Consider the following 22,807-nt stretch of genomic DNA (forward strand, 5'->3'; position numbering starts at 1 on the left):
CGCCCGGCAGCAACTGACGGTCAGTCAGTTGGTCGGCGCTCGGCGAGCCGCTCGTCGAGGGCCTCGAGCACCAGCGGCGGCACCAGGTGGGAGACGTCGCCGCCCCAGGCCGCGACCTCCTTGACCAGGCTGGAGGACAGGAAGCTGTAGGTGGGGTTGGTGGGCACGAACAGCGTCTCGACGCCCGAGAGGCCGTTGTTCATCTGGGCCATCTGCAGCTCGTAGTCGAAGTCGCTGACGGCCCGCAGCCCCTTGACGATGGCGGGGATGTCACGCTGCTTGCAGAAGTCGACGAGCAGGCCGTGGAAGGACTCCACCCGCACATTGCCGTACTCGGCGGTGACCTGCCGCAGCAGCTCTATCCGCTCGTCGACGGTGAACAGGCCCTGCTTCGACTTGTTGATCATCACGGCGACGTGCACGACGTCGTACAGCTTGGAAGCGCGGGCGATGATGTCGAGGTGTCCATTGGTGACGGGGTCGAACGACCCCGGACAGACGGCGCGGCGCAACGGTGGTTCCTCGCTCTCCGGTCCATTCATGACGTGCCCGATCCCGATCCGGCGGTGCACGCCGAGGCGGCGCGACCGTACCAAAGCGTCCCCTCGCCGTAGCGACGGGCCCTGAGTGCCTCGAACCCCTCCGGCCAGCGGAATTCGCCGCCTCGGGTACTGCGCTCCACGGTGACCAGCGCCTCGTCCGCGAGCCAGCCCCTGGTGCGGAGTGTGAGCAGGATCTCGCGGAGGTCGTCGTCGGTGACGGCGTAGGGCGGGTCCAGGAAGACCACGTCGTACGCGCCCGTGGGCGGCGCCCCGGCGACGACCTGCTCGGCCTTGCCGGTACGCACCTCCGCGCCCGGCAGGCCCACCGCGCGCACGTTCTCCCGGATGACCCGCACCGCGCGGGCGTCGGCCTCCACCAGCAGCACATGCCCGGCGCCGCGCGAGAGCGCCTCCAGGCCGACCGCGCCGGAGCCGCCGTAGAGGTCCAGGACGCGGGTGCCCTGGAGGGTGCCGAGGACGGACACCCAGGTGGAGAACAGGCCCTCGCGCGCCCGGTCGGAGGTCGGACGGGTGCCGGTGCCCGGCGGCACGGCCAGGCGGCGTCCGCCGGCGGCGCCGGCGATCACGCGGGTCATGGGTGAGGAGTCCTTCGCGGTGTGGTGGGACGGGGCGGCGGGGCCGCCCCCTGAAGCGTATGCCGTCGGCGGTGCGCCGTCCCCACGGGCAGGGCTCAGCCCTTGTCCAGGAACTGCTCCCGCTCGGCGTCCAGCAGGGCGTCCAGCGCGGTGCGCAGGTCGGGCAGGCGCTCGAGCTCGGGGTCCGCCGCGACGACCGCCGCGGCCTCCTCGCGGGCCGCCACGATGACGTCCTCGTCGTCGATGACGGTGAGCATGCGCAGCGAGGAGCGGACGCCGGACTGCGCCTGGCCGAGGACGTCGCCCTCGCGGCGCTGCTCGAGGTCGATGCGGGAGAGCTCGAAGCCGTCGAGGGTGGCGGCGACCGCCCCGAGCCGGGCGCGCGCCGGGCTCGCCTCGAAGGCCTCGGTGACCAGCAGGCACAGCCCCGGGGCGGCGCCGCGGCCGACGCGGCCGCGCAGCTGGTGCAGCTGGGAGACGCCGAACCGGTCCGCGTCCATGATCACCATCACGGTGGAGTTGGGCACGTTCACGCCAACCTCGATGACGGTCGTGGCGACCAGCACGTCCACCTCGCCGGCCGCGAAGCGGCGCATGACGTCGTCCTTGGCCTCGGGCTGCATCCGGCCGTGCAGCACCTCCACGCGCAGCCCGGCCAGCGGCCCGGCGCCCAGTTGCTCGGCGACCTCGAGCACGGCCAGCGGCGGGCGCCGTCCCTCGTCGTCCGCGGCCGGCTTCTTCCCGCCGCTCCTCGGCTCCTCCTCGTCGCCGATGCGCGGGCACACCACGTACGCCTGGTGGCCGCCCTGGACCTCCTCGCGCACCCGCTCCCAGGCGCGGGCCAGGAAGTGCGGCTTGTCCTTGGCGGGCACCACATGGGTGGCGATCGGCGAGCGCCCGGCGGGCAGCTGGTCCAGGACGGACGTCTCCAGGTCGCCGAAGACGGTCATGGCGACCGTGCGCGGGATGGGCGTCGCGGTCATCACCAGCAGGTGCGGGGGTTGCTTGCCCTTGGAGCGCAGGGCGTCGCGCTGCTCGACGCCGAAGCGGTGCTGCTCGTCGACGACGACCAGGCCCAGGTCGTGGAACTGGACCTTGTCCTCGATCAGGGCGTGGGTGCCGACGACGATGCCGGCCTCGCCGGTGACGAGGTCCAGCAGTGCCTGGCGGCGGGCGGCCGTGCCCATGGAGCCGGTGAGCAGCACGACCTTGGTGCCCTTCTCGGCGCCGCCGAGCATGCCGCCCTCGGCGAGGTCGCCCATCATCTCGGTGATGGAGCGGTGGTGCTGCTGGGCGAGCACTTCGGTGGGGGCGAGCATGGCGGCCTGGCCGCCCGCGTCGACGACGCCGAGCATGGCGCGCAGGGCGACCATGGTGTTGTGGGTCACTGTGAAATGGTCCGTCACGTAGGCGTGGCTCGCATGGGCCACGCTGATGCACTGGACCGGCTTCCGCCCGACGTACTCCACGGCGCGGATGCCCCGCCGGAAGGTGTTGTATTTCGGCCGGGGCCGCAGACGTGATGCCTTCCGGGACAGCCGGAACGGCGCGTACTCCTCGGGCAGCGCGACCGACACGTTGAACGCGGACTTCTTGGGCAGCACACGAGCCCGGCCGCCGAGAGAACGCACGAGCCAGGCGACGTCATCCGCGAGCCGCCGCGAAGCCGAGCAGAACGAAATGCTCAGCCCGTCGGACTGCACCGTGCCATCGGTGTCCATCAGGCCCTGCAGGACAGCAAGACGATTCTTGATCGTGGTGTTCTTGAAGGCATCCGGGACGAACTTCTCATGCGAGGTCAGGCCCCACAGGCCCAGGGACCGCAACGAGCCGATGACCGGGTTTCGTCGCGTTCCGCCCCTCGGTGTCGCCATCTGAATGGTGTAGTCGCACCGAGATCCGCGCACAGGGACAAGTCGGCAGTCCGGGGCGACGACGGCTGCCACGGCCGAGTGAATCTCTTCGTCCACGGTCGAGAGCCGCAAGTTGTGACGGAAGGACCCATCTCCCAGGAGCAGACCGAACAGGTAAGGGTCGAGCGGCGGCGGCGCGCCGTCACCGAGGTCGACCGGAGCGGCCGGCGGGATGTACCACTTGGATGATCCGTTCGCCTTGTAGGCGTCCAGCCTGATCTCGCGAGTCGTCATCACCTTGGGCTGCTGTCCGCGGTCCCAGGCGCAGCTGGTGCCTACGATCCACAGATGCTCATCGTCGCATTCGACCGCACTTCCGTCGGACAGGACGATGCGCCATACGTCCCGCTCACCCTGGGGGAACACCCCGTCGACGACAGCCAGCTCCCCTGTGGGGACGAAGACCTCGTCCCCGACGGACATGTCCCCCATGCGCCGGTAGCCCAGCGGAGTCAGGACGAGGGCATCGAGGGGCTGGGCCTTTCCGGAGCCCACCTCGCCCTGCAGCAGCCGGTGCATGGGGTGCTCGGTGGCCAGGTCGTCGAAGATCTCGGCGGAGACCTTGCGCTGGCCGTCGGTGAGGGTGAAGGGCAGCCGGGCGTCGAAGGCGTCGAGCAGCCCGCCCGCGGCGGGCTTGCGGGCCACGGCCGGCAGCTGGGAGTCGGCGTGCCGGCGGCGGGCGAGGGCGACCTGGAGGACGAACGCCTCGTCCCACTTCAGGCGGGAGCGGGCGTCCTCGATGTCCGCCTTGGTGCGCGGGCGGTGGACCTTGCGGAACGCCTCCGGCAGCGGCAGCAGGCCGCGGCCCTCGCGCAGGGCGTCCGGCAGCGGGTCCACCACCTCGTCCCAGCCGGCGGCCTCCATGGAGGCCAGGACGACGTCGAGGCAGTTGGAGATCTTCCAGGACTCCATCTGCGAGCAGGCGGGGTAGAGCGGGATCAGCGCGTTGGCCCAGGCCTCGACGGTGTCCGCGCCGCTGTCCTTGCCGAGCATCTCGTAGGCGGGGTGGGACAGCTGGCGGACGTTGCGGAAGGTGCCGGTCTTGCCCGCGAACATGCCGCGGCGGCCGGGGACGAGCTCCTTTTGGTGGTGGTAGATCGAGCGGCCGAAGAAGACCAGCTGCAGCCGGCCGCTGCCGTCGGTGAGCGTGACCTCCAGGCGCTGGCCGCGGCCGTTGTTGAACTTGTGGACGCGGGCGTCGGAGACCTGGGCGACGACCGTGACGTGCTCGTCCAGCGGCAGGTCGGCGAGGCGGGTCAGCTCCCCGCGCTCGGCGTAGCGGCGCGGGTAGTGGTGCAGCAGGTCGCCGACCGTGTGCAGGTCGAGGTGCTCGGCCAGCACCTTCGCGGTGTTGCCGCCGAGCGTCTTCTTCAGAGGTTCCTGGAGCGCGGGCACGGGTCCATTGCACACCACGGCGCTGACAACGCGCCCTATTCGATGCCGATGAGCAGCGGCGCGGTCTGCTGTCCGCCCCGGTAGACGACCGTGTCGACGGCGAGGTGGCCGCCGCGCACGTGCCGCTGGAGGCGGTCGGCGACCGTGTCGGGGACGCCGGCGCCCAGCACGAGCGTGACCATCTCGCCGCCCGCGGCCAGCATCCGGTCCAGCACCGTCTCGGCGGTGAAGGCCAGCTCGGCCCCGATGACGGCCACGTCGCCGTCGATCAGGCCCAGGACGTCCCCGGCCTGGCAGACGCCCGCCATGGTCCACGACTGCCGCTCGGCGACGGTCAGCTCCGCGTAGCGGGTGGCGCCGGCGGCGGCGGTCATGGCGACGACGTCCTCGTCGAAGCGGCGGGCGCTCTCGTGGACGGCGAGGGCCGCGATGCCCTGGACCGGGGAGCGGGTGGGGATCAGGGCGACGCGTACGCCCTCGGTGCGGGCCTGTTCGGCGGCAGCGGCGGCGGTGTGCCGCAGGTCGGCGTCGTTGGGCAGCAGGACGACCTCGCGGGCGTTGGCGCGCCGGATCGCCTGGACCAGCTCGCCGCTGGCGGGCGGCTCCCCCGGTCGTACGCCCACGACCGTCGCCCCGGCCTCGGCGCACAGTGCGGCCAGCCCCTCGCCGGGGACGAGCGCGACGACGGCCCGCTGGGCGGGCTCACCGACGCGGGTGGCCTCCTGGGCCGCGGCGCCGAAGTGGGTGATGCGGATCCGGTGCGGGCGGCCGGCCTCGATGCCGGCCTCGACGGCCGCCCCGGCGTCGTCCACGTGCACGTGGACGTTCCACAGGCCGTCGCCGCCGACGACGACCAGCGACTCGCCGAGCGCGTCGAGGCGGGTGCGCAGCCGGGCGACGGCGTCGTCACCGGCGTCCAGCAGGTAGATCACCTCGAAGGCGGGTGCGGCGCCCGTCGCCGCGTCGCCGCCGAGGTCGGCGGGGCAGCCCTCGTGGCGCCACGCGCGCGTGGGGCGAGGGGAGGGTGCCGCGGCGGCCGCGGGGACGGGCGTCGTGCCGGCCAGGGCGGCGGCGAGGGCGCCCAGGACCTCGACCAGGCCCTGGCCGCCCGCGTCGACCACTCCGGCCCGGCCGAGCACCTCGAGCTGGCCGGGGGTGGCCGCCAGGGCCGTACGGGCCCGCTCGTGGGCGGCGCGGGCGACGGTGGCGGCGTCGCCCGCCGCCGAGGCGGCGGCGTCGGCGGCAGCGACGGCGACGGTCAGGACGGTGCCCTCCACCGGGCGGGCCACGCCTTCGTAGGCCGACTCCACCGCGCGGCGCAGGGCGCGCCGCAGCAGGCCGGCCTCGTCGGGCGGCGGCCCGGGGGCGCGGTGATCCTCGTCACCGGCGGCCAGCACCTCCGCCATGCCGCGCAGCAGCTGGGCGAGGATCGTGCCGGAGTTTCCGCGCGCCCCTATGAGGGCGCCGTGCGCCATGGCCCGGACGGCCTCGGCCAGACCCGGGCGGGAGCCCGGACCGGTGGTGGCGTGGCCGTCGAAGACGGCGTCCACGGCGCGGGCGGCGGACTCGACGGTCAGGTAGAGGTTGGTGCCGGTGTCGCCGTCCGCGACGGGATAGACGTTGATCGCGTCGATCTCCTCGCGGGCCCGGCCGAGCGCGTCGAGCGCCAGGGCGCACCAGGTGCGGACCACGTCGGCGTCGAGCGCATGCGGCACCTGTGTCCTCCTCGGACTTCTCGGGGTTCTCGGGTCACGGATCCCGGGTCTCGGGGCTTCCCGAGCCGGGACTGGAGCAGACTAGTCCCGCCGGGCCTCGGGGGAGGTGGGCCGGGCGGTGTCCGGGCCGGTCATGGTAGTTTCGTTGTCCAGGAGCGGTCGTTGTATGCTGCTCCGGTTGCCTGATGAGAATCAGGCCATCCCCTGGCAAGCCAGTCACCTACGACCCGGCACGCCGGGATTTCCCGTAAGTGCATCTGAAGTCTTTGGAGTGACCCGTGGCTGCCAACTGCGACGTCTGCGGCAAGGGGCCGGGCTTCGGCAACAACATTTCGCACTCGCACCGCCGTACGTCCCGTCGCTGGAACCCGAACATCCAGCGTGTGCGTGCCGTGGTCGGTCGGACGCCGAAGCGCCTCAACGTCTGCACCTCGTGCATCAAGGCCGGCAAGGTCTCGCGCTAACTAGCTAGTAGCGCGGCAGCCTCGCCGCCCCTTGAAAGCCGGTCTCCCTTCGGGGTGGCCGGCTTTTCGCATGTCCGGGTTGCGTGTCCGGGGCTCCCCGCCCCCGGACCCCGTTGGCCTCAAGCGCCGGCCGGGCCGAGATTCCATCCGTGGTCCACCGGCCCGATCCCGCCTCCCAGCGCGAATCCCGCCGCTATCGCCCCCGTCACGTACTCCTTGGCCGCCGTGACGGCCTCCGGCACGGTGCGGCCCTTCGCCAGGCCGGCGGCGATCGCGCTGGCCAGCGTGCATCCGGTGCCGTGCGTGTGGCGGTTGTCGTGGCGCGGGGCCCTCAGCCAGTGCTCCTCGTCGCCGTCCGTGAGGAGATCGACCGCGTCGCCCTCCAGGTGGCCGCCCTTGATGAGTGCCCAGCGCGGCCCGTGGGCCAGTACGGCCTCCGCCGCGCGCCGCAGGTCGTCCTCCGCCCTCACCTGGACGCCCGTGAGCCAGGCGACCTCGTCCAGGTTGGGCGTGGCGATGGTGGCGGCGGGCAGCAGGCGGGTGCGGACGGCCTCGAGCGCGGAGGCGGCCAGCAGGGCGTCGCCGTGCTTGGAGACGCCCACCGGGTCGACGACCACGGGGGCGTCCACGCCCTCCAGCAGCCCGGCGACGGTCTCCACGAGGGGGGCCGAGGCCAGCATGCCGGTCTTGACGGCCTGGACGCCGATGTCGTCGACGACGCTGCGGAACTGCGCCCGTACCGCCTCGGCGGGCAGCTCCCAGGCTCCCTGGACGCCCAGGGAGTTCTGGGCGGTGACGGCGGTGAGCACGCTCATGCCGTGGGTGCCGAGGGCGAGCATGGTCTTCAGGTCGGCCTGGATGCCCGCGCCGCCGCCGGAGTCGGATCCGGCGACGGTCAGCACGCGGGGCGGGGGTATGCGCATGGGCGCAATCTACTCGCCGGGCTCCAGGTCGTCCCCGAAGTGGTCCCAGCCGCCGGCCTTGTCCCAGGGCGCGCCGTCGACGGTGACCTGTGGCAGGGCGGAGGGGTTGACCACCTCTCCGATGATCTTCCAGCGGGCCGGCAGCTTCACGTCCGGCGGGAAGGTCGCGACGATGGCGTGGTCCTCTCCCCCGGTCAGCACCCACTGCAGCGGGTCGACGCCGACGGCCTGGCCGATGTCGTACATCTGCGTGGGCACGTCGATGGCGGCGGTGCGCAGGTCGATGCGGACCTTGCTGGCTTCGGCGATGTGCCCGAGGTCGGCGATGAGGCCGTCGCTGACGTCCGTCATGGCAGTGGCGCCGAGCGCGGCGGCCGCGGGGCCGGCGTGGTAGGGCGGCTCGGGCCGCCGGTGGGCCTCGACGAAGGCGCGCGGGGAGCGGAAGCCGCGGGAGAGCACGGCGAGTCCGGCCGCGGACCAGCCCAGCCAGCCGGTGACGGCGACGACGTCGCCGGCGCGGGCGCCGGAGCGGGTGACGGGCTCGTGGTTGCGCAGGTCGCCGAGGGCCGTGATGGCCACGGTGATCGTCTCGCCGCGCACCACGTCGCCGCCGACCACGGCCGCGCCGGCGACCTGGCACTCGTCGCGGATCCCGTCCATGAGCTCGGTCGGCCAGGTGGCGGGGAGCTCGGCGGGGACGACGAGGGCGAGCAGGACGGCGGTGGGCACGGCGCCCATGGCGGCGATGTCGGCCAGGTTCTGGGCGGCGGCCTTGCGGCCGACGTCGTAGGCGGTGGACCAGTCGCGGCGGAAGTGCCGCCCTTCCAGGAGCACGTCCGTACTGGCCACGACCCGTCGGTCGGGCGCGGCGACCACCGCGGCGTCGTCACCCGGCCCGAGACGGACCGCCGGGGTGGTGGTGAGCCGGGAGGTCAGCTCTCTGATGAGCCCGAACTCCCCCAACTCGCCCACGGTGCCTTTCACTGAGCTCCTCCTCGGAGTGTTCGGTTGCCCTGTTCATGACGTGTCCCGCGCCGCGCAGGCCGCGCGGGTCTCCCCGCGGCGTGCGGCGACGCGGTACCGTGGCGTCTCTTCTCCCCACATGATCCTCGTAGCCGCCCTGGAGGTCCCGTGGTACAGGCGTACATCCTGATCCAGACCGAGGTCGGCAAGGCGTCGACCGTGGCCGAAGTCATCGGCAAGATCGAGGGAGTGATCCAGGCCGAGGACGTCACCGGGCCGTACGACGTGATCGTGCGCGCGCAGGCGGACACCGTGGACGAGCTGGGCCGGATGGTGGTCGCCAAGGTGCAGAAGGTCGAGGGCATCACCCGAACCCTGACCTGCCCGGTCGTCCACATCTAGCTCCCCCGTATGCTCGGCCGGTGAAGATTTCGCTTCGCCGGCCCCTCGGCCTGCCCGCTGTCGTCGCCCTGCTGTGCACGTCCGTGGCCTGCACTGCGGCCACGGACGGCAAGGCGAGCTTGGCGGTGCCCACGCCGCCGGCCCGGCAGGCCGAGCTCTGCAGGGCGCTGCACAAGGAGTTGCCCGGGACCGTGGACGGACGGAAGCGGCGTAGTGCCGATCCCGTCTCGGATCTCACCGCCGTGTGGGGTGACCCGGCGATCTCGCTGCGCTGCGGGGTGGGGCGTCCCAAGATCCTTACGCCCGGCACCGAACACTACAACCCCACGGCCGATTCGGTGGAGATCGACGGTGTGGAGTGGCTGCCGGAGAAGCAGCCGGACGGCAGTGTGCGCTGCACCACGACGCTGCGGCAGGCGTGGGTGGAGGTGACGCTGCCGAAGGCGGTGGTGGGCGGCGCCGGTGACATCAGCGCGCTGACCGATCTCGCCGACGCCGTCGGGAAGACCGTCCCGGTGGGCGTCCAGTCCTGAGGCCGCCCACCGGGGTCCGTGCGGCTAGCGCAGGCCCGTGGAGCGGCGCAGGGCGGCCTGCAGGAGCAGGTCGACCAGCTCGGGGTACGCCACGCCGCTCTCCTGCCACATGCGCGGGTACATGGAGATGGGCGTGAAGCCGGGCATGGTGTTGATCTCGTTGATCACGAACTCGCCGTCCTCGGTGAGGAAGAAGTCCGCGCGGACCAGTCCCTCGCAGGAGGCGGCCTCGAAGGCCTCGACGGCCAGCTCCTGGACGCGGCGGGTCTCGTCGTCGCTCAGCGGGGCGGGCACGATGCCGGAGGCGGAGTCGATGTACTTGGCCTCGAAGTCGTAGAAGTCGTGCGCGCTGACCGGGGGGATCTCGGCGGGCACGCTGGCGCGCGGGCCGTCGGCGAACTCGAGGACGCCGCACTCGATCTCACGGCCTCGCAGCAACGATTCGACCAGGATCTTCGGGTCGTGGCGCCGGGCCTCGGCGATGGCCTCGTCCAGGCCGGAGAGGTCGTCGACCTTGGTGATGCCCATGGAGGAGCCGGCGCGGGCGGGCTTCACGAACAGCGGCCAGCCGTGCTCGCCGGCGAAGTCCACGATCTTCTTGCGGGCGGCGGCCGGGTCGGTCTCCCACTCGCGGGGGCGGATCACCTCGTAGGGGCCGACGGGCAGCCCGAAGGAGATGAAGACCCGCTTCATGTACTCCTTGTCCTGGCCGACGGCGGAGGCCAGGACGCCCGCGCCGACGTAGGGGATGCCGGCCAGCTCCAGCAGGCCCTGCAGGGTGCCGTCCTCGCCGTAGGGGCCGTGCAGCACCGGGAAGACGACGTCGACCTCGCCGAGCGCCTTGGGCACGGCGCCGGGCTCGGTGTAGACGACCTCGCGGCTGGCCGGGGTGACCGGCAGCAGGACGCCGCCCTCGGCGGATTCGGTGAGGTCGTCGACGCTGGGCAGCGTGCGGCCGGTGATGGCCATCCGCTCCGGGTCGTCGGCGGTCAGTGCCCAACGGCCGTCGGTGGTAATGCCGATCGGCAGCACCTCGTACTTGGTGCGGTCGATGGCGCGCAGGACGGCGCCCGCGGTGACCACGGAGATGGCGTGCTCGGAACTGCGGCCGCCGAAGACGACCGCGACACGCGGCTTCCGGTCAGTGCTCTGGGGGGAGGTCTCGCTGCTCATATCGCGTCGAGAGTACCTGCTGGCAGCGGGTGCGTCAGTGCCGCTCGGGCTTGGCGCTGCGCGACATGAGCTCCTTGAGGGCCACCATGGGCGGCTTGCCCTCGTGGACGATGTCCACGACGGTCTCGGTGATCGGCATGTCGACATGGTGACGCCGGGCCAGATCGAGCACGGACTCACAGGACTTGACGCCCTCGGCGGTCTGCCGGGTGACCGCGATGGTCTCCTCGAGGGTCATGCCGCGGCCGAGGCTGGCGCCGAAGGTGCGGTTGCGGGAGAGCGGCGAGGCACAGGTGGCCACCAGGTCGCCCATGCCGGCGAGGCCGGCGAAGGTGTGCTCGTCGGCGCCCATGGCCAGGCCCAGCCGGGTGGTCTCGGCCAGTCCCCGGGTGATGAGGGAGGCCTTGGCGTTGTCGCCGAGGCCCATGCCGTCGGCGATGCCCACGGCCAGGGCGATGACGTTCTTGACGGCGCCGCCCAGTTCGCAGCCGACGACGTCGGTGTTGGTGTACGGGCGGAAGTAGGCGGTGTGGCAGGCGGCCTGCAGGCGCTTGGCGACGGACTCGTCGCGGCAGGCGACGACGGCGGCGGCGGGCTGCCGGGCGGCGATCTCCTTGGCGAGGTTGGGGCCGGTGAGGACGGCCACGCGGTCCGGGGAGACCTTGGCCACGTCCTCGACGACCTCGCTCATCCGCTTGGCGGTGCCCAGTTCGACGCCCTTCATCAGGGAGACGAGCACGGTGTCGTCCGGCAGCAGGGGCGCCCACTCGGTGAGGTTGGCGCGCAGGGTCTGGGAGGGGATCGCGAGGACGGTGAACGCCGCGTCGCGGGCGGCCTCGGCGGGGTCGGTGGTGGCCCGTACCGCGGCGGGCAGCTCGACGCCGGGGAGGTAGTCGGGGTTGGTGCGGCCGGTGTTGATGGCGTCCACCAGGGCGGCGCGGCGGCCCCACATGGTCACCTCGCAGCCCGCGTCGGCGAGGACCATCGCGAAGGCGGTGCCCCAGGATCCGGTGCCGTAGACGGCGACGCGCGTCACTTGCTGTCCTCCTCGGCCGATGCGGCGCGGCGTGCCGCGGCGCGGGCCTTCTTGTGGTTGTACGGCTCGGCGGGGGCCGGCTCGCCGCGGAGTTCGGCGAGGAGGTCGGTGATGGCCCGCATGATGAGGTCGGTGACCTCGCGCAGCACCTCGGCGGTGGGTTCCTTGCCGTAATAGGCGGAGAGGTCGACGGGCGGGCCGGCCAGCACCTTGAGGGTCTTGCGGGGGAACAGCCGGAGCTTGTTCTGCTTGGCGTAGGGCGGCATGGCCTCGTTGGCGCCCCACTGGGCGACCGGGACGACGGGGGCCTTGGTGAGCAGGGCGACGCGGGCGGCGCCCGTCTTGCCCTCCATGGGCCACATGTCCGGGTCGCGGGTGAGGGTGCCCTCGGGGTAGAAGGCCACGCACTCGCCCCTGTTGATGGCGTCCACGGCGGCCCGGAAGGCGGTGGCGGCGTCGGCGGACTCGCGGTAGACGGGGATCTGCCCGGTGCCGCGCAGGATCGCGCCGACGAAGCTGCCCTTGAACAGGCCGGCCTTGGCGAGGAAGCGCGGGACGCGCCCGGTGTTGTACTGGAAGTGCGCGTAGGACAGCGGGTCCAGATAGGAGTTGTGGTTGACCGCGGTGATGAATCCGCCGTCGGCCGGAATGTGCTCCATTCCCCGCCAGTCCCGCTTGAACAGAACCACGAGCGGCGGTTTTGCCAACACCGCCGTAAAGCGGTACCAGAAGCCGATTCTGCGGCGGGACACTCGGACACCCTTCTGTTGGGACCTGGCGGCTGCTTCGGGTCTGGTGCTCACCCGGGGGCCGGACAAGTGTCGCCCCAGGTACCCGGTCTGTCGAGAACACCGTAACCCCGCGTTCCGGTCATGGCTGCGGCAGCGGGTGACAATGAGACCGAAGCGAAGCGAGGGGGCGGATGTGGTGTGGACGCTGGTGGTGCCGGTGAAGCCGCTGGCCATGGCCAAGAGCCGTCTCCGGGCGGAGTCCGCGCGGCTGCCGGGCCCGGCGCTCGCGCTGGCCTTCGCCCTGGACACCGTGGGCGCGGCACTGGCCTGCCCGTCAGTGGGCGGTGTGGCGGTCGTCACCCGGGACCGGCAGGCGGGCGCCGAGCTGGCCGCCCTGGGCGCCCGGGTGCTGCCCGAGCCGCCGGGGGACGGGGGCCTGAACGCGGCGCTGGCGCACGGGGCGCGGGCGGTCCGCGCGGGGCGGCCGGATTCACCGGTGGCGACCCTGAACGCGGATCTGCCGGCACTGCGCCCCGCCGAACTCGGGCGGGTGCTCGATTTCGCCGCGGAATTCCCGCGCGCATTTCTCGCGGACGCCGCCGGAATCGGTACGACACTGCTGGCGGCCAACCGCGGAATGGAATTGGCGCCGGCGTTCGAGGGCGCCTCGCGGGCGCGGCACAGCGCGTCGGGAGCGCGCGAGATCGGCCTGGCGGGGGTGGATTCCGTGCGCCGGGACGTGGACACGGCGCGGGACCTGCGGGCGGCGCTGCGGCTGGGCGTGGGGCCCCGCACGGCGGCCCTGGCCGGTGCCGTGACGGCCGTTGTCAGTGGGGCGGACTAGGCTGCTGACATGCAGGCCACCGCGTACACCTTCGACCCCCAGACCCGCTCCGGGAGCGTTCTCCTGGACGACGGCACGCCCGTGCCCTTCGACACGGCGGCGTTCGACGCCGGCGGGCTGCGGCTGCTGCGGCCGGGGCAGCGGGTGCGGATCGAGTTCGCCGAGGGCGCCTCGGGCCCGGTGGCGGAGCGCCGGGTGGCCCTGGTGACGCTGCAGACCTTCTGACTGCGGGCCCTCCCGCCGGACGACCCCTCCAGCCGCACGACGCCATAGCGGTGGCCGTCGCCGCACGGCCGTACACGCACCGCGGGCCGGGCTCCCCGGAGGGAGCCCGGCCCGGCGCGTGACGCCGTGTGCCGCTGCCTTACTTCTTCTTGGCGGCGGTCTTCTTGGCGGTGGTCTTGCGCGCGGTGGTGGTGCGGGTCGTGGCCTTCTTGGCGGGCGCGGTCTTCTTCGCGACGGCCGCCTTCTTGGCCGGGGCCGCCTTCTTGGCGGTCGTCTTCTTCGCGGCGGTGGTCTTCTTCGCCGCTGCCGCCTTGGTGGCGGCGGCCGTGGTCTTCTTCGCGGCCGTCGTCTTCTTGACGGCTGCCGCCTTCTTGGCGGGCGTGACCTTCTTCGCCGCGGCTGCCTTCGTCGGCGCCGCCTTCTTGGCGGTGACCTTCTTCGCGGCCGCCTTCTTGGCGGTGGCCTTCTTGGCCGCGGCCTTGGCGGTGACCTTGCCACCCGTCAGGCTGCCCTTGGGGGCCTTCTTGACAGAGACCTCGCCACCCTTCGGCAGCTTCTTCGTGCCGCTCACCAGGTCCTTGAAGCCCTGGCCCGCACGGAAGCGCGGCACCGAGGTCTTCTTGACCCGAACCCGCTCACCCGTCTGCGGGTTGCGGGCGTAGCGGGCGGGACGGTCGACCTTCTCGAACGAGCCGAAACCGGTGACCGAGACCCGGTCGCCGGCGACAACCGCACGGACAATCGCGTCGAGTACCGCGTCGACCGCGTCTGCGGCCTGCTGACGGCCACCGAGCTTGTCGGCAATCGCTTCAACGAGCTGCGCCTTGTTCACGTCTTCCCCTTCGGAGACATTGGCTGGAATGTGCTCCAGCTTTTTCGCACGTTAGGCAGATATATACCGCAAATCAAACACGAAACGGTCTAATCACCCTTGTGCCGCAACGAACCCGACGCATCACGGAGTTCCGTGCGTGCCGGGCTCTTGGGGGAAACGGCCCTCGTCGAGGTCGTTCATCAGCCGGTCCAGACGCCTTGCCGCGCCTGAGAGATCGTGCTTCGCCGAGGCCGTGATGGCCAGCAGCTGCCGGGACAGCGCCATCCGTACGCCCTCCGGGACTTGCAGTGTGCGCACTTTCGTGTGCGCTTCCTTCAGTTGGGCGGCGACAAGCCGGTAAAGCTCGAGTTGGCTGTCGCGTTCCATGCACCGATTGTGCCATCTGAGGCGAGTTGTCGCTTCACGGGCCCTCAACAAAGCAACGCGCCCCCTGTCCGAAGACAGGGGGCGCATCATGCCAAACCCTGGGTGAGCAGCGAAAATCCGGGGCTCCGGGGAGCCGTCCCAAGCCGCCCGACACTGGGCCAAACGAGCCGGAATCGACCTCAGATCAGGGCCGTGGAGGGCTTGAAAGCGGGCCGCCGGGCCTCGAAAGCGGCGATGTCCGCCTCGTGCCGGAGGGTCAGTCCGATGTCGTCCAGCCCCTCCAGCAGCCGCCACCGGGCGTTCTCGTCAAGCTCAAAACCGGCCGTGATGCCCGGGGCCCGCACCTGCCGGTCCACCAGGTCGACCGTCACCTCGGCGGTGGGGTCGTTCTCGGTCAGCTCCCACAGCGCTTCGACGGTCTCCTGCGGCAGGACGACCGTCAGCAGACCGTTCTTCAGCGAGTTGCCGCGGAAGATGTCGGCGAAGCGGGAGGAGACCACGGCCTGGAAGCCGTAGTTCTGCAGCGCCCAGACCGCGTGCTCGCGGGAGGAGCCGGTGCCGAAGTCGGGCCCGGCGACCAGCACGGAGGCGCCCGCGCGCTCGGGACGGTTGAGCACGAAGTCCGGGTCCTTGCGCCAGGCCTCGAAGAGCCCGTCCTCGAAGCCGTCGCGGGTGACCTTCTTCAGCCAGTGCGCCGGGATGATCTGGTCGGTGTCGACATTGCTGCGGCGCAGGGGGACGGCCCGGCCGGTGTGCGTGGTGAAGGCTTCCATGGCTCAGACCTCCAGGGGGGCGGGGGCGTCGGCGGCGGGCAGATCGGCCGGGGAGGCCAGATGGCCCAGGACGGCGGTGGCGGCGGCGACCTGCGGCGAGACCAGATGGGTGCGGCCGCCCTTGCCCTGCCTGCCCTCGAAGTTGCGGTTGGACGTCGACGCGGAGCGCTCGCCCGGCGCGAGTTGGTCGGGGTTCATGCCCAGGCACATGGAGCAGCCGGCGTGCCGCCACTCGGCGCCGGCCGCGGTGAACACCTTGTCCAGTCCTTCCTCGACGGCCTGCAGGGCCACCCGGACGGACCCGGGGACGACCAGCATCCGGACGCCGTCGGCCACGCCGCGGCCCTCGAGCACCGCCGCGGCGGCCCTCAGGTCCTCGATCCGGCCGTTGGTGCAGGAGCCCACGAAGACGGTGTCCACGCGGATGTCCCGCAGTGCCTGACCTGCCGTCAACCCCATGTACTCCAGGGCCTTTTCGGCGGCCAGGCGCTCGGAGGCGTCCTCGTACGAGGCGGGGTCGGGCACCGCCGAGGACAGGGGCGCGCCCTGGCCGGGGTTGGTGCCCCAGGTGACGAACGGGGACAGCTCGCCGGCGTCGATGACGACCTCGTGGTCGAAGACGGCGTCGTCGTCGGTGCGCAGGGTGCGCCAGTACTCGACGGCCGCGTCCCAGTCCGCGCCCCTGGGTGCGTGCGGGCGGTCCTTGAGGTAGGCGAAGGTGGTCTCGTCCGGGGCGATCATCCCGGCTCTGGCGCCCGCCTCGATGGACATGTTGCAGACGGTCATGCGGGCCTCCATCGACAGCTGCTCGATGGCCTCGCCGCGGTACTCGATGACGTAGCCCTGGCCGCCGCCGGTGCCGATCCTGGCGATGATCGCCAGGATCAGGTCCTTGGCGGTGACACCCTGCGGCAGCGCGCCCTCGACGGTGACCGCCATCGTCCTGAACGGCGACAGCGGCAGCGTCTGGGTCGCCAGTACGTGCTCGACCTGGCTGGTGCCGATGCCGAACGCCAGCGCGCCGAAGGCGCCGTGGGTGGAGGTGTGGGAGTCGCCGCAGACGACGGTGGTGCCCGGCTGGGTCAGGCCCAGCTGCGGCCCCACCACGTGGACGACGCCCTGCTCGACGTCACCCAGCGGGTGCAGCCGGACGCCGAACTCGGCGCAGTTGCGGCGCAGGGTCTCCAGCTGGGTGCGGGAGACGGGGTCCGCGATGGGCTTGTCGATGTCGAGGGTGGGGGTGTTGTGGTCCTCGGTGGCGATGGTCAGGTCCAGTCGGCGGACCGGGCGCCCGGCCTTGCGCAGGCCGTCGAAGGCCTGCGGGCTGGTGACCTCGTGGAGCAGGTGCAGGTCGATGAAGAGGAGGTCGGGCTCGCCCTCGGCGCGCGTGACGACGTGGTCGTCCCAGACCTTCTCCGCGAGTGTCCGTCCCATCGCTGTCCCTCCGGCCGGCGTCGTCGCCGGCCAACTCGTTGCCGGATGGTGCTGTGCGTTCCAGGTTGGCGGGTCTCGGGAAAATTTGAACTTGCGTTTCATACTTTGAGACGCGAGTATCGTTGCATGGACAACACTGGTGGCGCCTCGAGCGGCGTGGGAGTACTCGACAAGGCGGCTCTGGTACTGAGTGCTCTGGAGTCGGGTCCGGCGACCCTGGCCGGGCTGGTCACGGCGACGGGGCTGGCGCGTCCGACGGCGCACCGGCTCGCGGTGGCGCTGGAGCACCACAGGATGGTGGCGCGCGACATGCAGGGCCGGTTCATCCTGGGGCCCCGGCTCAGCGAGCTGGCGGCCGCGGCCGGCGAGGACCGGCTGCTGGCCACGGCGGGGCCGGTGCTCACGCACCTGCGGGACGTGACGGGCGAGAGCGCGCAGCTCTACCGGCGCCAGGGCGACATGCGCATCTGTGTGGCGGCCGCCGAGCGGCTGTCCGGACTGCGGGACACCGTGCCGGTGGGCTCCACCCTGCCGATGAAGGCCGGCTCGGCGGCCCAGGTGCTCATGGCCTGGGAGGAGCCGGAGCGGCTGCACCGCGGCCTGCAGGGGGCGCGCTTCACGGCGACGGCGCTCTCGGGCGTGCGGCGCCGGGGCTGGGCCCAGTCGATCGGCGAGCGCGAGCCGGGCGTGGCCTCGGTCTCGGCGCCCGTGCGCGGCCCGTCCAACCGGGTCGTGGCGGCGGTCTCCGTCTCGGGCCCCATCGAGCGCCTCACCCGCCACCCGGGCCGCATGCACGCCCAGGCGGTCCTGGACGCCGCCGTCCGCCTCACGGAGGCCCTGCGCCGCAACGGCTGAGGCGGGCGAGCCCGTGGAACGACGGCTGTGACGGCAGGCCCAGCGCCTGTCGTCACAGCCGTTCCGCGTCCCCGGGGCCGGCGATCCGCAGGGTGACGCGCGTCAGCGCGCCCTTCGCCCGGACCTCCAGGGACTCGCTGAGCGTGCGGGCCAGCCACAGACCGTCCTCCGGGTGGGCGGCCGGCCCCGGCGGATGGAAGCCCACGAACGCCGGCACCGCCAGGGCCCGGCCCCCGTCCCGGGTGCACAGCAGCTCGTACGCCACCGCCCCCGGCTCCTCCCAGGCCCGCAGGGCCACCCGCGTGCCTCCCCCGGCCAGCAGATAGCCCGCGGCCTCGCAGACGGCCAGGACGGCCAGCGCCAGCCGCTCACCGCTCAGGCCCGCCGCCACGGCCCGCTCGCGGGCGAAGCGGCGCACCGCCGCGCGCCGCGCCGTCGGGCCGGTGCGCGCGGCCCCCGGCGGCGCCGGGGAGCGCGGCGGCGCCACCTCGGCCGCGTAGGCGCCGGGGTCCGCGTATCCCGCGCAGGGGATCAGCCGCCGGCCGTCCAGCCGCGCGGGATGCGTCGCGCAGGCGGCCCGCGCCACGTCGGCGGGGACGGTCCTGGTGTCGTAGGGGCAGATCATCCACACCGGCAGGGCGGCCAGCAGCACGTTGAGCCCGGATTCCATCCGCTTCCACTCGGCGACCTGACGGGCGGACTTCCCGCCCCACACCGGCTCGGCGATCATCCGGGTGCGCCGCCCGGGGCGGGCGCGGCGGTCGTGGTAGCGCAGGAAGGCGGTCACCCGCTCCACGGGGCGGCGGCCGAAGTAGGCGGTCTCGGCGGTGTCCAGCGCGTGCGCCCGCTCCCCCAGGGCCCGCTGGAGCAGTTCGATGTTGGCGGGCGTGGTCGCGGCCAGTACGGGCTCGCCGGCGGCCAGCCCGTCGCGCACGAAGGGCACGGCCGTCGCCAGGAACTCGGCGTCGCTGCCGTACAGGCAGGCGTGGTGGACGAAGCCGGTCCCGGCGGGGCCCTCAGCAGGCATGCACGGCCCCCAGCCGGAGGCCGGGTGTCCGGTCCCAGCCGACGACGGTGATGACCTGCAGCAGGTGCGGCGGCAGCCCGCTGAGCTCGACGGTGCAGTGGCGGGCGGCGCGGGCGCGGGCGAAGGTCATCAGCAGCCGCAGCCCGCCCAGGTCGAGGAATTCCACCCGGGACATCTCCAGCCGGACGTCGTCCCGCACGCCCGCGACCGACCGCAGGGCGTCCCGCAGGCACCGGTGGGCTCCCTCGTCGACCACTCCCTCGATGCGCAGCCCCTGCGGGCGGTAGGTGCGGGCGACGACCAGCTCGGCGGTGCGCACCAGCGGGTCCGCCTCGACGCTGCGGGCGTGGGCCGAGGCGAAGGCGTCCAGGGCCGCGGGTTCGCAGCGCCGGATGTCGTACTGGCAGACGGCCAGGGCCCCGCCGGAGCTGAACTCCTCGGCCAGCAACGCCTCGTAGCGCAGCAGCCGGTGGACGTCCTGGCCGTCGTGGAGCGCGGCGCACAGTTCTCCTGCGACCCGCAGCGCGCGGTAGCCCTCCTCGCGCGAGCGCCGGGCGGCGCTGCGCAGCCGGTGCATCAGAGCGGTGGGCTCCAACTGTCCGGGACCGGAGAGGAATTCGGCCAGGCGTACGACCTCGACGCGGTCGGCGCGGGCTCCGGGGGCGCTGCTCAGGCGGTATGCGTCCAGCAGGGCGTCGGGGCCGGGCGGGTCGTCCTCGCCGCTGAGGTAGAGGATCTTGTCCTCCGCGTCCAGGCCCCCAGGACGAAGTCCCGCAGGATCGACGCCCGCTCCTCGTCCGACTCGAACAGCAGGCACGCGTGGTCGCCGGGCTGGAGGTCACCGGCGTGGACCCGGCGGCGCACGCCGTGGGGATGGACCATGCGGGGATTATCCCGCCGCCTCCGGGGCGGGGGGAAGGACGCATGAAAAAATGCCCTCCGCCGAAGCGAAAGGCATTCTTTCTTTTTTGTACCCCCGACCGGATTCGAACCGGCGCTACCGCCTTGAGAGGGCGGCGTGCTAGGCCGCTACACAACGGGGGCTTGCTTTTGTTTTGCTTTGCAGACTCGAAAAGCAATCTGCGCTGGGGTACCAGGACTCGAACCTAGACTAAATGAACCAGAATCACTCGTGCTGCCAATTACACCATACCCCATGGTGGTTATTAACCAGTACCCCCGACCGGATTCGAACCGGCGCTACCGCCTTGAGAGGGCGGCGTGCTAGGCCGCTACACAACGGGGGCCCTAGCGATCCCCTTCGAGGTCTCCCTCTGAGGAATCTGTACCCCCGACCGGATTCGAACCGGCGCTACCGCCTTGAGAGGGCGGCGTGCTAGGCCGCTACACAACGGGGGCTTGCACTTCGCGTTTTGCGCTTTCGCGCGGTTTCTACTTTACCAGTAGTTTCGCCAGAGAATTTCCAGTGGATTTCCTCTGGCTGGGGTACCAGGACTCGAACCTAGACTAAGTGAACCAGAATCACTCGTGCTGCCAATTACACCATACCCCACCGTAACTCCACCCCCCTGAAGGGGTCTTGTCCGGCTTGCGCCTTCCGTTCCGGCCTCTCGGCCCTCTCGGGCGGCGCAGGAAGAACATTACCCGAAGGTGGACTGGGGTCCAAAATCGATAACCCGCCTGGTGGCCGGGCGGTCGTGCGGCCGGGGCGCGACCCGCCCCGGACACGCGCCGGGGCCCGGCGGCCTGGAACAGGCTGCCGGGCCCCGGTACGGCCGGACGTCGTGGACGTCAGCCCGCGAGCCTGCCCAGGGCGGCGTCGACGCGCGCCAGGGTGCGCTCGCGGCCGAGGACCTCGAGGGACTCGAAGAGCGGCAGGCCGACCGTGCGGCCGGTGACGGCCACCCGGACCGGGGCCTGGGCCTTGCCGAGCTTGAGGCCGTGCTCCTCGCCCGCGGCGACGACGGCGGCCTTGAGGGCGTCGGCGTTCCACTCCGCCGCGGCCAGCTTCTCCCGGGCCGTGCGCAGCAGCGCGTCCGAGCCCTCCTTCATCGCCTTGGTCCAGGACGCCTCGTCCTCGACGGGCTCGTCCAGGAAGAGGAAGTCGACGTTGGCGGTGATGTCGGAGAGGACCGTCAGGCGGGTCTGGGCGTGCGGGGCGATCGCCTCCCAGGCGGCCTGGTCGAAGTTCTCCGGCGCCCAGTTGGCGTGCGGGGCCCGCAGCCAGGGCTCGCAGGCCTCGGCGAACGCCTTGGGGTCCAGCCGGCGGATGTGGTCGGCGTTGACCGCCTCGCACTTCTTGAGGTCGAAGCGGGCCGGGTTGGCGTTGACGTCGGTGACGTCGAACGCGGCGACCATCTCGTCCATCGAGAAGATGTCCTGGTCGGCCGAGAGGGACCAGCCGAGCAGCGAGAGGTAGTTGAGCAGCCCGTCGCGGGTGAAGCCGCGCTCCCGGTAGAGGTTGAGGGAGGACTGCGGGTCGCGCTTGGAGAGCTTCTTGTTGCCCTCGCCCATCACGTACGGCAGGTGGCCGAAGCTCGGGGTGCCGCCGTTGCCGACGCCGATCTCGGCGAGCGCCCGGTAGAGGGCGATCTGGCGCGGGGTGGAGGAGAGCAGGTCCTCGCCGCGCAGCACGTGCGTGATCTCCATCAGCGCGTCGTCGACGGGGTTGACGAGCGTGTAGAGGGGGGCGCCGTTGGCCCGGACGATGCCGAAGTCGGGCACGTTCTCCGGGGTGAAGGTCAGCTCGCCGCGCACCAGGTCGGTGAAGGTGATCGCCTCGTCGGGCATCCGGAAGCGGACGATGGGCTCGCGGCCCTCGCGCTCGTACTCCGCCTTCTGCTCCTCGCTGACCTCGCGGCACTTTCCGTCGTAACCGGAGGGGCGGCCGGCGGCACGGGCCGCCTCGCGGCGCTCGTCCAGTTCCTCGGCCGTGCAGTAGCAGTAGTACGCGTGACCGGCGTCGAGCAGCCTGGCGGCGACGTCCTTGTAGATGTCCATGCGCTGCGACTGGCGGTACGGGGCGTGGGGGCCGCCCACCTCGGGGCCCTCGTCCCAGTCCAGACCCAGCCACCGCATGGCGTCCAGGAGCTGCTGGTACGACTCCTCCGAGTCGCGGGCCGCGTCGGTGTCCTCGATGCGGAAGACCAGGGTGCCGCCGTGGTGGCGGGCGAACGCCCAGTTGAAGAGGGCGGTGCGGACCAGGCCCACGTGGGGGTTGCCGGTCGGCGAGGGACAGAAACGTACGCGGACGTTCGCGTTAGCCACGCTTGATCACCTTGTTGGTGAGAGTGCCGATGCCTTCGATGGTGACGGCGACCTCGTCGCCGACGTTGAGGGGTCCGACGCCGGCCGGAGTCCCGGTGAGGACGACGTCGCCGGGGAGCAGCGTCATCGCCTCGGTGATGTGGACGATCAGGTCCTCGACCTTGCGCAGCATGTCGCCGGTGCGGCCCAGCTGGCGCTGTTCGCCGTTGACGGTGCACATGATGCCGAGGTCGGAGGGGTCGAGTTCGGTCTCGATCCAGGGGCCCAGCGGGCAGGAGGTGTCGAAGCCCTTGGCCCGCGCCCACTGCTTCTCGCGCTGCTGGACGTCGCGCGCGGTGACGTCGTTGGCGCAGGTGTAGCCGAGGACGACGTCCTTGACGCGCTCGCGCGGGACCTCGCGGCACATGCGGCCGATGACGACGGCGAGCTCGGCCTCGTGGTGGAGCTCGCTGGAGAAGGAGGGGTAGGCGATCGGGTCGCCGGGGCCGATGACGGCGGTGGAGGGCTTGAAGAAGGTGACGGGCACCTCCGGGACCTCATTGCCCAGCTCCGCGGCGTGCTCGGCGTAGTTGCGGCCGATCGCGACGACCTTGTTGGGCAGCACGGGCGGCAGCAGCCGCACCTTGCTCAGCGGGACCTTCTGCCCGGAGCGCTCGAATTCCGCGAAGGGGTGCCCCTTGATGATGTCGAGGACGGGACCGCCCTCGGTCGACGCGTCCCCTTCCACTACGCCGAAGGCGACGTTTCCTTCGATGGAGAACCTGGCGATGCGCACGGGAAGCTCGTGCCCCTTGTCTGATTGGCCGGAGTCTGACACCTCAGGCTATCGCGGGG

The 22,807-nt window shown here is 72.0% G+C and carries 23 protein-coding genes and 5 tRNA genes; 6 read left to right on the forward strand and 22 right to left on the reverse strand.

All coding sequences use genetic code 11. The features are described 5' to 3' along the window. Positions 1 to 20 precede the first annotated feature (20 nt). The 4 genes from coaD to ACIG36_RS30445 all read right to left on the reverse strand — a co-directional run bounded on the left by coaD (position 21) and on the right by ACIG36_RS30445 (position 6,161). Positions 21 to 542, reverse strand: coding sequence for a pantetheine-phosphate adenylyltransferase (gene coaD / locus ACIG36_RS30430; protein ID WP_399934821.1), 522 nt, complete (start codon positions 540 to 542; stop codon positions 21 to 23). Further along, positions 539 to 1,138, reverse strand: a complete 600-nt coding sequence (gene rsmD, locus ACIG36_RS30435; RefSeq protein WP_399934824.1) for a 16S rRNA (guanine(966)-N(2))-methyltransferase RsmD — start codon at positions 1,136 to 1,138, stop codon at positions 539 to 541. Before rsmD ends, coaD begins: the two co-directional genes overlap by 4 nt. Positions 1,139 to 1,233: 95 nt before the next feature. Continuing rightward, positions 1,234 to 4,446, reverse strand: a complete 3,213-nt coding sequence (locus tag ACIG36_RS30440; RefSeq protein WP_399934827.1) for a helicase-related protein — start codon at positions 4,444 to 4,446, stop codon at positions 1,234 to 1,236. Between the two features lie 35 nt (positions 4,447 to 4,481). Beyond that, positions 4,482 to 6,161: a DAK2 domain-containing protein gene (locus ACIG36_RS30445; RefSeq protein ID WP_399934830.1), complete on the reverse strand. Its 1,680-nt coding sequence runs from the start codon at positions 6,159 to 6,161 to the stop codon at positions 4,482 to 4,484. A gap of 278 nt (positions 6,162 to 6,439) precedes the next feature. Here ACIG36_RS30445 and rpmB point away from each other — a divergent pair, with 278 nt between their 5' ends. Continuing rightward, positions 6,440 to 6,625 (forward strand): 50S ribosomal protein L28, encoded by a 186-nt coding sequence (rpmB, locus tag ACIG36_RS30450; protein WP_003957616.1) that lies wholly within the window; start codon positions 6,440 to 6,442, stop codon positions 6,623 to 6,625. 119 nt (positions 6,626 to 6,744) lie between these two features. Here the strand turns inward: rpmB and thiD are convergent, their stop codons facing one another. Together thiD and ACIG36_RS30460 are read right to left on the reverse strand one after the other, a co-directional pair. Beyond that, positions 6,745 to 7,548 (reverse strand): bifunctional hydroxymethylpyrimidine kinase/phosphomethylpyrimidine kinase, encoded by an 804-nt coding sequence (gene thiD / locus ACIG36_RS30455; RefSeq protein WP_399934833.1) that lies wholly within the window; start codon positions 7,546 to 7,548, stop codon positions 6,745 to 6,747. Positions 7,549 to 7,557: 9 nt separating this feature from the next. After that, on the reverse strand, positions 7,558 to 8,532 hold the full coding sequence (locus tag ACIG36_RS30460; protein ID WP_399934836.1) for a thiamine-phosphate kinase: 975 nt from the start codon (positions 8,530 to 8,532) through the stop codon (positions 7,558 to 7,560). 147 nt (positions 8,533 to 8,679) lie between these two features. Between ACIG36_RS30460 and ACIG36_RS30465 the strand changes: the two genes are divergently transcribed. Continuing rightward, positions 8,680 to 8,913: an Lrp/AsnC ligand binding domain-containing protein gene (locus tag ACIG36_RS30465; RefSeq protein WP_190063090.1), complete on the forward strand. Its 234-nt coding sequence runs from the start codon at positions 8,680 to 8,682 to the stop codon at positions 8,911 to 8,913. 20 nt (positions 8,914 to 8,933) lie between these two features. Then, positions 8,934 to 9,446 (forward strand): DUF3515 domain-containing protein, encoded by a 513-nt coding sequence (locus ACIG36_RS30470; RefSeq protein ID WP_399934841.1) that lies wholly within the window; start codon positions 8,934 to 8,936, stop codon positions 9,444 to 9,446. Between the two features lie 24 nt (positions 9,447 to 9,470). Here ACIG36_RS30470 and ACIG36_RS30475 read toward each other — a convergent pair whose 3' ends face one another. Genes ACIG36_RS30475 through ACIG36_RS30485 form a run of 3 tightly spaced genes read right to left on the reverse strand, consistent with a single transcriptional unit; the run spans position 9,471 to position 12,407 of the window. Continuing rightward, complete coding sequence (locus ACIG36_RS30475; protein ID WP_399934844.1) at positions 9,471 to 10,619, reverse strand: D-alanine--D-alanine ligase family protein; 1,149 nt, start codon at positions 10,617 to 10,619, stop codon at positions 9,471 to 9,473. A gap of 34 nt (positions 10,620 to 10,653) precedes the next feature. Beyond that, positions 10,654 to 11,655, reverse strand: a complete 1,002-nt coding sequence (locus tag ACIG36_RS30480; RefSeq protein WP_399934847.1) for an NAD(P)H-dependent glycerol-3-phosphate dehydrogenase — start codon at positions 11,653 to 11,655, stop codon at positions 10,654 to 10,656. Next, a complete protein-coding gene (locus tag ACIG36_RS30485) occupies positions 11,652 to 12,407 on the reverse strand; it encodes a lysophospholipid acyltransferase family protein (RefSeq protein ID WP_399934850.1) in 756 nt (251 codons plus the stop codon). The genes ACIG36_RS30480 and ACIG36_RS30485 overlap by 4 nt, the downstream gene beginning before the upstream one ends. Positions 12,408 to 12,549: 142 nt before the next feature. Between ACIG36_RS30485 and cofC the strand changes: the two genes are divergently transcribed. Beyond that, complete coding sequence (cofC, locus tag ACIG36_RS30490; protein WP_399934853.1) at positions 12,550 to 13,230, forward strand: 2-phospho-L-lactate guanylyltransferase; 681 nt, start codon at positions 12,550 to 12,552, stop codon at positions 13,228 to 13,230. A 9-nt stretch (positions 13,231 to 13,239) separates the two neighbouring features. Further along, positions 13,240 to 13,455: a hypothetical protein gene (locus tag ACIG36_RS30495; protein ID WP_399934856.1), complete on the forward strand. Its 216-nt coding sequence runs from the start codon at positions 13,240 to 13,242 to the stop codon at positions 13,453 to 13,455. A 139-nt stretch (positions 13,456 to 13,594) separates the two neighbouring features. Here ACIG36_RS30495 and ACIG36_RS30500 read toward each other — a convergent pair whose 3' ends face one another. The 4 genes from ACIG36_RS30500 to leuC form a co-directional block, all read right to left on the reverse strand. Further along, positions 13,595 to 14,287 (reverse strand): HU family DNA-binding protein, encoded by a 693-nt coding sequence (locus ACIG36_RS30500; protein WP_399934859.1) that lies wholly within the window; start codon positions 14,285 to 14,287, stop codon positions 13,595 to 13,597. A 123-nt stretch (positions 14,288 to 14,410) separates the two neighbouring features. Further along, positions 14,411 to 14,656, reverse strand: a complete 246-nt coding sequence (locus tag ACIG36_RS30505; protein ID WP_399934862.1) for a hypothetical protein — start codon at positions 14,654 to 14,656, stop codon at positions 14,411 to 14,413. Between the two features lie 179 nt (positions 14,657 to 14,835). Beyond that, positions 14,836 to 15,429: a 3-isopropylmalate dehydratase small subunit gene (gene leuD / locus ACIG36_RS30510; protein WP_399934865.1), complete on the reverse strand. Its 594-nt coding sequence runs from the start codon at positions 15,427 to 15,429 to the stop codon at positions 14,836 to 14,838. A gap of 3 nt (positions 15,430 to 15,432) precedes the next feature. Continuing rightward, positions 15,433 to 16,863: a 3-isopropylmalate dehydratase large subunit gene (leuC, locus tag ACIG36_RS30515; protein ID WP_399934868.1), complete on the reverse strand. Its 1,431-nt coding sequence runs from the start codon at positions 16,861 to 16,863 to the stop codon at positions 15,433 to 15,435. A gap of 126 nt (positions 16,864 to 16,989) precedes the next feature. Here leuC and ndgR point away from each other — a divergent pair, with 126 nt between their 5' ends. Continuing rightward, the gene (gene ndgR, locus ACIG36_RS30520) at positions 16,990 to 17,718 is read left to right on the forward strand and encodes an IclR family transcriptional regulator NdgR (protein ID WP_179082810.1); all 729 of its coding nucleotides are present in this window, start codon (positions 16,990 to 16,992) and stop codon (positions 17,716 to 17,718) included. Positions 17,719 to 17,770: 52 nt separating this feature from the next. Here the strand turns inward: ndgR and ACIG36_RS30525 are convergent, their stop codons facing one another. The 9 genes from ACIG36_RS30525 to ACIG36_RS30565 all read right to left on the reverse strand — a co-directional run bounded on the left by ACIG36_RS30525 (position 17,771) and on the right by ACIG36_RS30565 (position 22,748). Next, a complete protein-coding gene (locus tag ACIG36_RS30525; RefSeq protein WP_399934872.1) occupies positions 17,771 to 18,745 on the reverse strand; it encodes an anti-sigma factor RsbA family regulatory protein in 975 nt (324 codons plus the stop codon). Further along, the gene (locus ACIG36_RS30530; protein WP_399934875.1) at positions 18,735 to 19,562 is read right to left on the reverse strand and encodes an MEDS domain-containing protein; all 828 of its coding nucleotides are present in this window, start codon (positions 19,560 to 19,562) and stop codon (positions 18,735 to 18,737) included. The genes ACIG36_RS30525 and ACIG36_RS30530 overlap by 11 nt, the downstream gene beginning before the upstream one ends. Before the next feature lie 154 nt (positions 19,563 to 19,716). Next, a tRNA-Glu gene (locus ACIG36_RS30535) sits at positions 19,717 to 19,789 on the reverse strand. 41 nt (positions 19,790 to 19,830) lie between these two features. After that, positions 19,831 to 19,902: transfer RNA gene (locus ACIG36_RS30540), tRNA-Gln, on the reverse strand. A gap of 17 nt (positions 19,903 to 19,919) precedes the next feature. Continuing rightward, positions 19,920 to 19,992: transfer RNA gene (locus ACIG36_RS30545), tRNA-Glu, on the reverse strand. A 39-nt stretch (positions 19,993 to 20,031) separates the two neighbouring features. Then, positions 20,032 to 20,104: transfer RNA gene (locus ACIG36_RS30550), tRNA-Glu, on the reverse strand. A 79-nt stretch (positions 20,105 to 20,183) separates the two neighbouring features. Further along, positions 20,184 to 20,258 (reverse strand) — tRNA-Gln (locus tag ACIG36_RS30555). A gap of 239 nt (positions 20,259 to 20,497) precedes the next feature. After that, on the reverse strand, positions 20,498 to 21,973 hold the full coding sequence (gene gltX / locus ACIG36_RS30560) for a glutamate--tRNA ligase (protein WP_399934878.1): 1,476 nt from the start codon (positions 21,971 to 21,973) through the stop codon (positions 20,498 to 20,500). Further along, positions 21,966 to 22,748, reverse strand: a complete 783-nt coding sequence (locus ACIG36_RS30565; protein ID WP_399934881.1) for a fumarylacetoacetate hydrolase family protein — start codon at positions 22,746 to 22,748, stop codon at positions 21,966 to 21,968. The genes gltX and ACIG36_RS30565 overlap by 8 nt, the downstream gene beginning before the upstream one ends. Positions 22,749 to 22,807: the final 59 nt, after the last annotated feature.

The organism is Streptomyces sp. NPDC053048, assembly GCF_044547045.1.
GTDB lineage: Bacteria > Actinomycetota > Actinomycetes > Streptomycetales > Streptomycetaceae > Streptomyces.

What these genes read in the sequence shown, in the direction of transcription:
- coaD (WP_399934821.1), bottom strand. Translation starts at nt 542, where the DNA reads ATGAATGGACCGGAGAGCGAGGAACCACCGTTGCGCCGCGCCGTCTGT.
- leuC (WP_399934868.1), bottom strand. Translation starts at nt 16,863, where the DNA reads ATGGGACGGACACTCGCGGAGAAGGTCTGGGACGACCACGTCGTCACG.
- ACIG36_RS30525 (WP_399934872.1), bottom strand. Translation starts at nt 18,745, where the DNA reads ATGCCTGCTGAGGGCCCCGCCGGGACCGGCTTCGTCCACCACGCCTGC.
- thiD (WP_399934833.1), bottom strand. Translation starts at nt 7,548, where the DNA reads ATGCGCATACCCCCGCCCCGCGTGCTGACCGTCGCCGGATCCGACTCC.
- ACIG36_RS30505 (WP_399934862.1), bottom strand. Translation starts at nt 14,656, where the DNA reads ATGGAACGCGACAGCCAACTCGAGCTTTACCGGCTTGTCGCCGCCCAA.
- rsmD (WP_399934824.1), bottom strand. Translation starts at nt 1,138, where the DNA reads ATGACCCGCGTGATCGCCGGCGCCGCCGGCGGACGCCGCCTGGCCGTG.
- ndgR (WP_179082810.1), top strand. Translation starts at nt 16,990, where the DNA reads ATGGACAACACTGGTGGCGCCTCGAGCGGCGTGGGAGTACTCGACAAG.
- ACIG36_RS30495 (WP_399934856.1), top strand. Translation starts at nt 13,240, where the DNA reads ATGCAGGCCACCGCGTACACCTTCGACCCCCAGACCCGCTCCGGGAGC.
- leuD (WP_399934865.1), bottom strand. Translation starts at nt 15,429, where the DNA reads ATGGAAGCCTTCACCACGCACACCGGCCGGGCCGTCCCCCTGCGCCGC.
- ACIG36_RS30475 (WP_399934844.1), bottom strand. Translation starts at nt 10,619, where the DNA reads ATGAGCAGCGAGACCTCCCCCCAGAGCACTGACCGGAAGCCGCGTGTC.
- cofC (WP_399934853.1), top strand. Translation starts at nt 12,550, where the DNA reads ATGAGACCGAAGCGAAGCGAGGGGGCGGATGTGGTGTGGACGCTGGTG.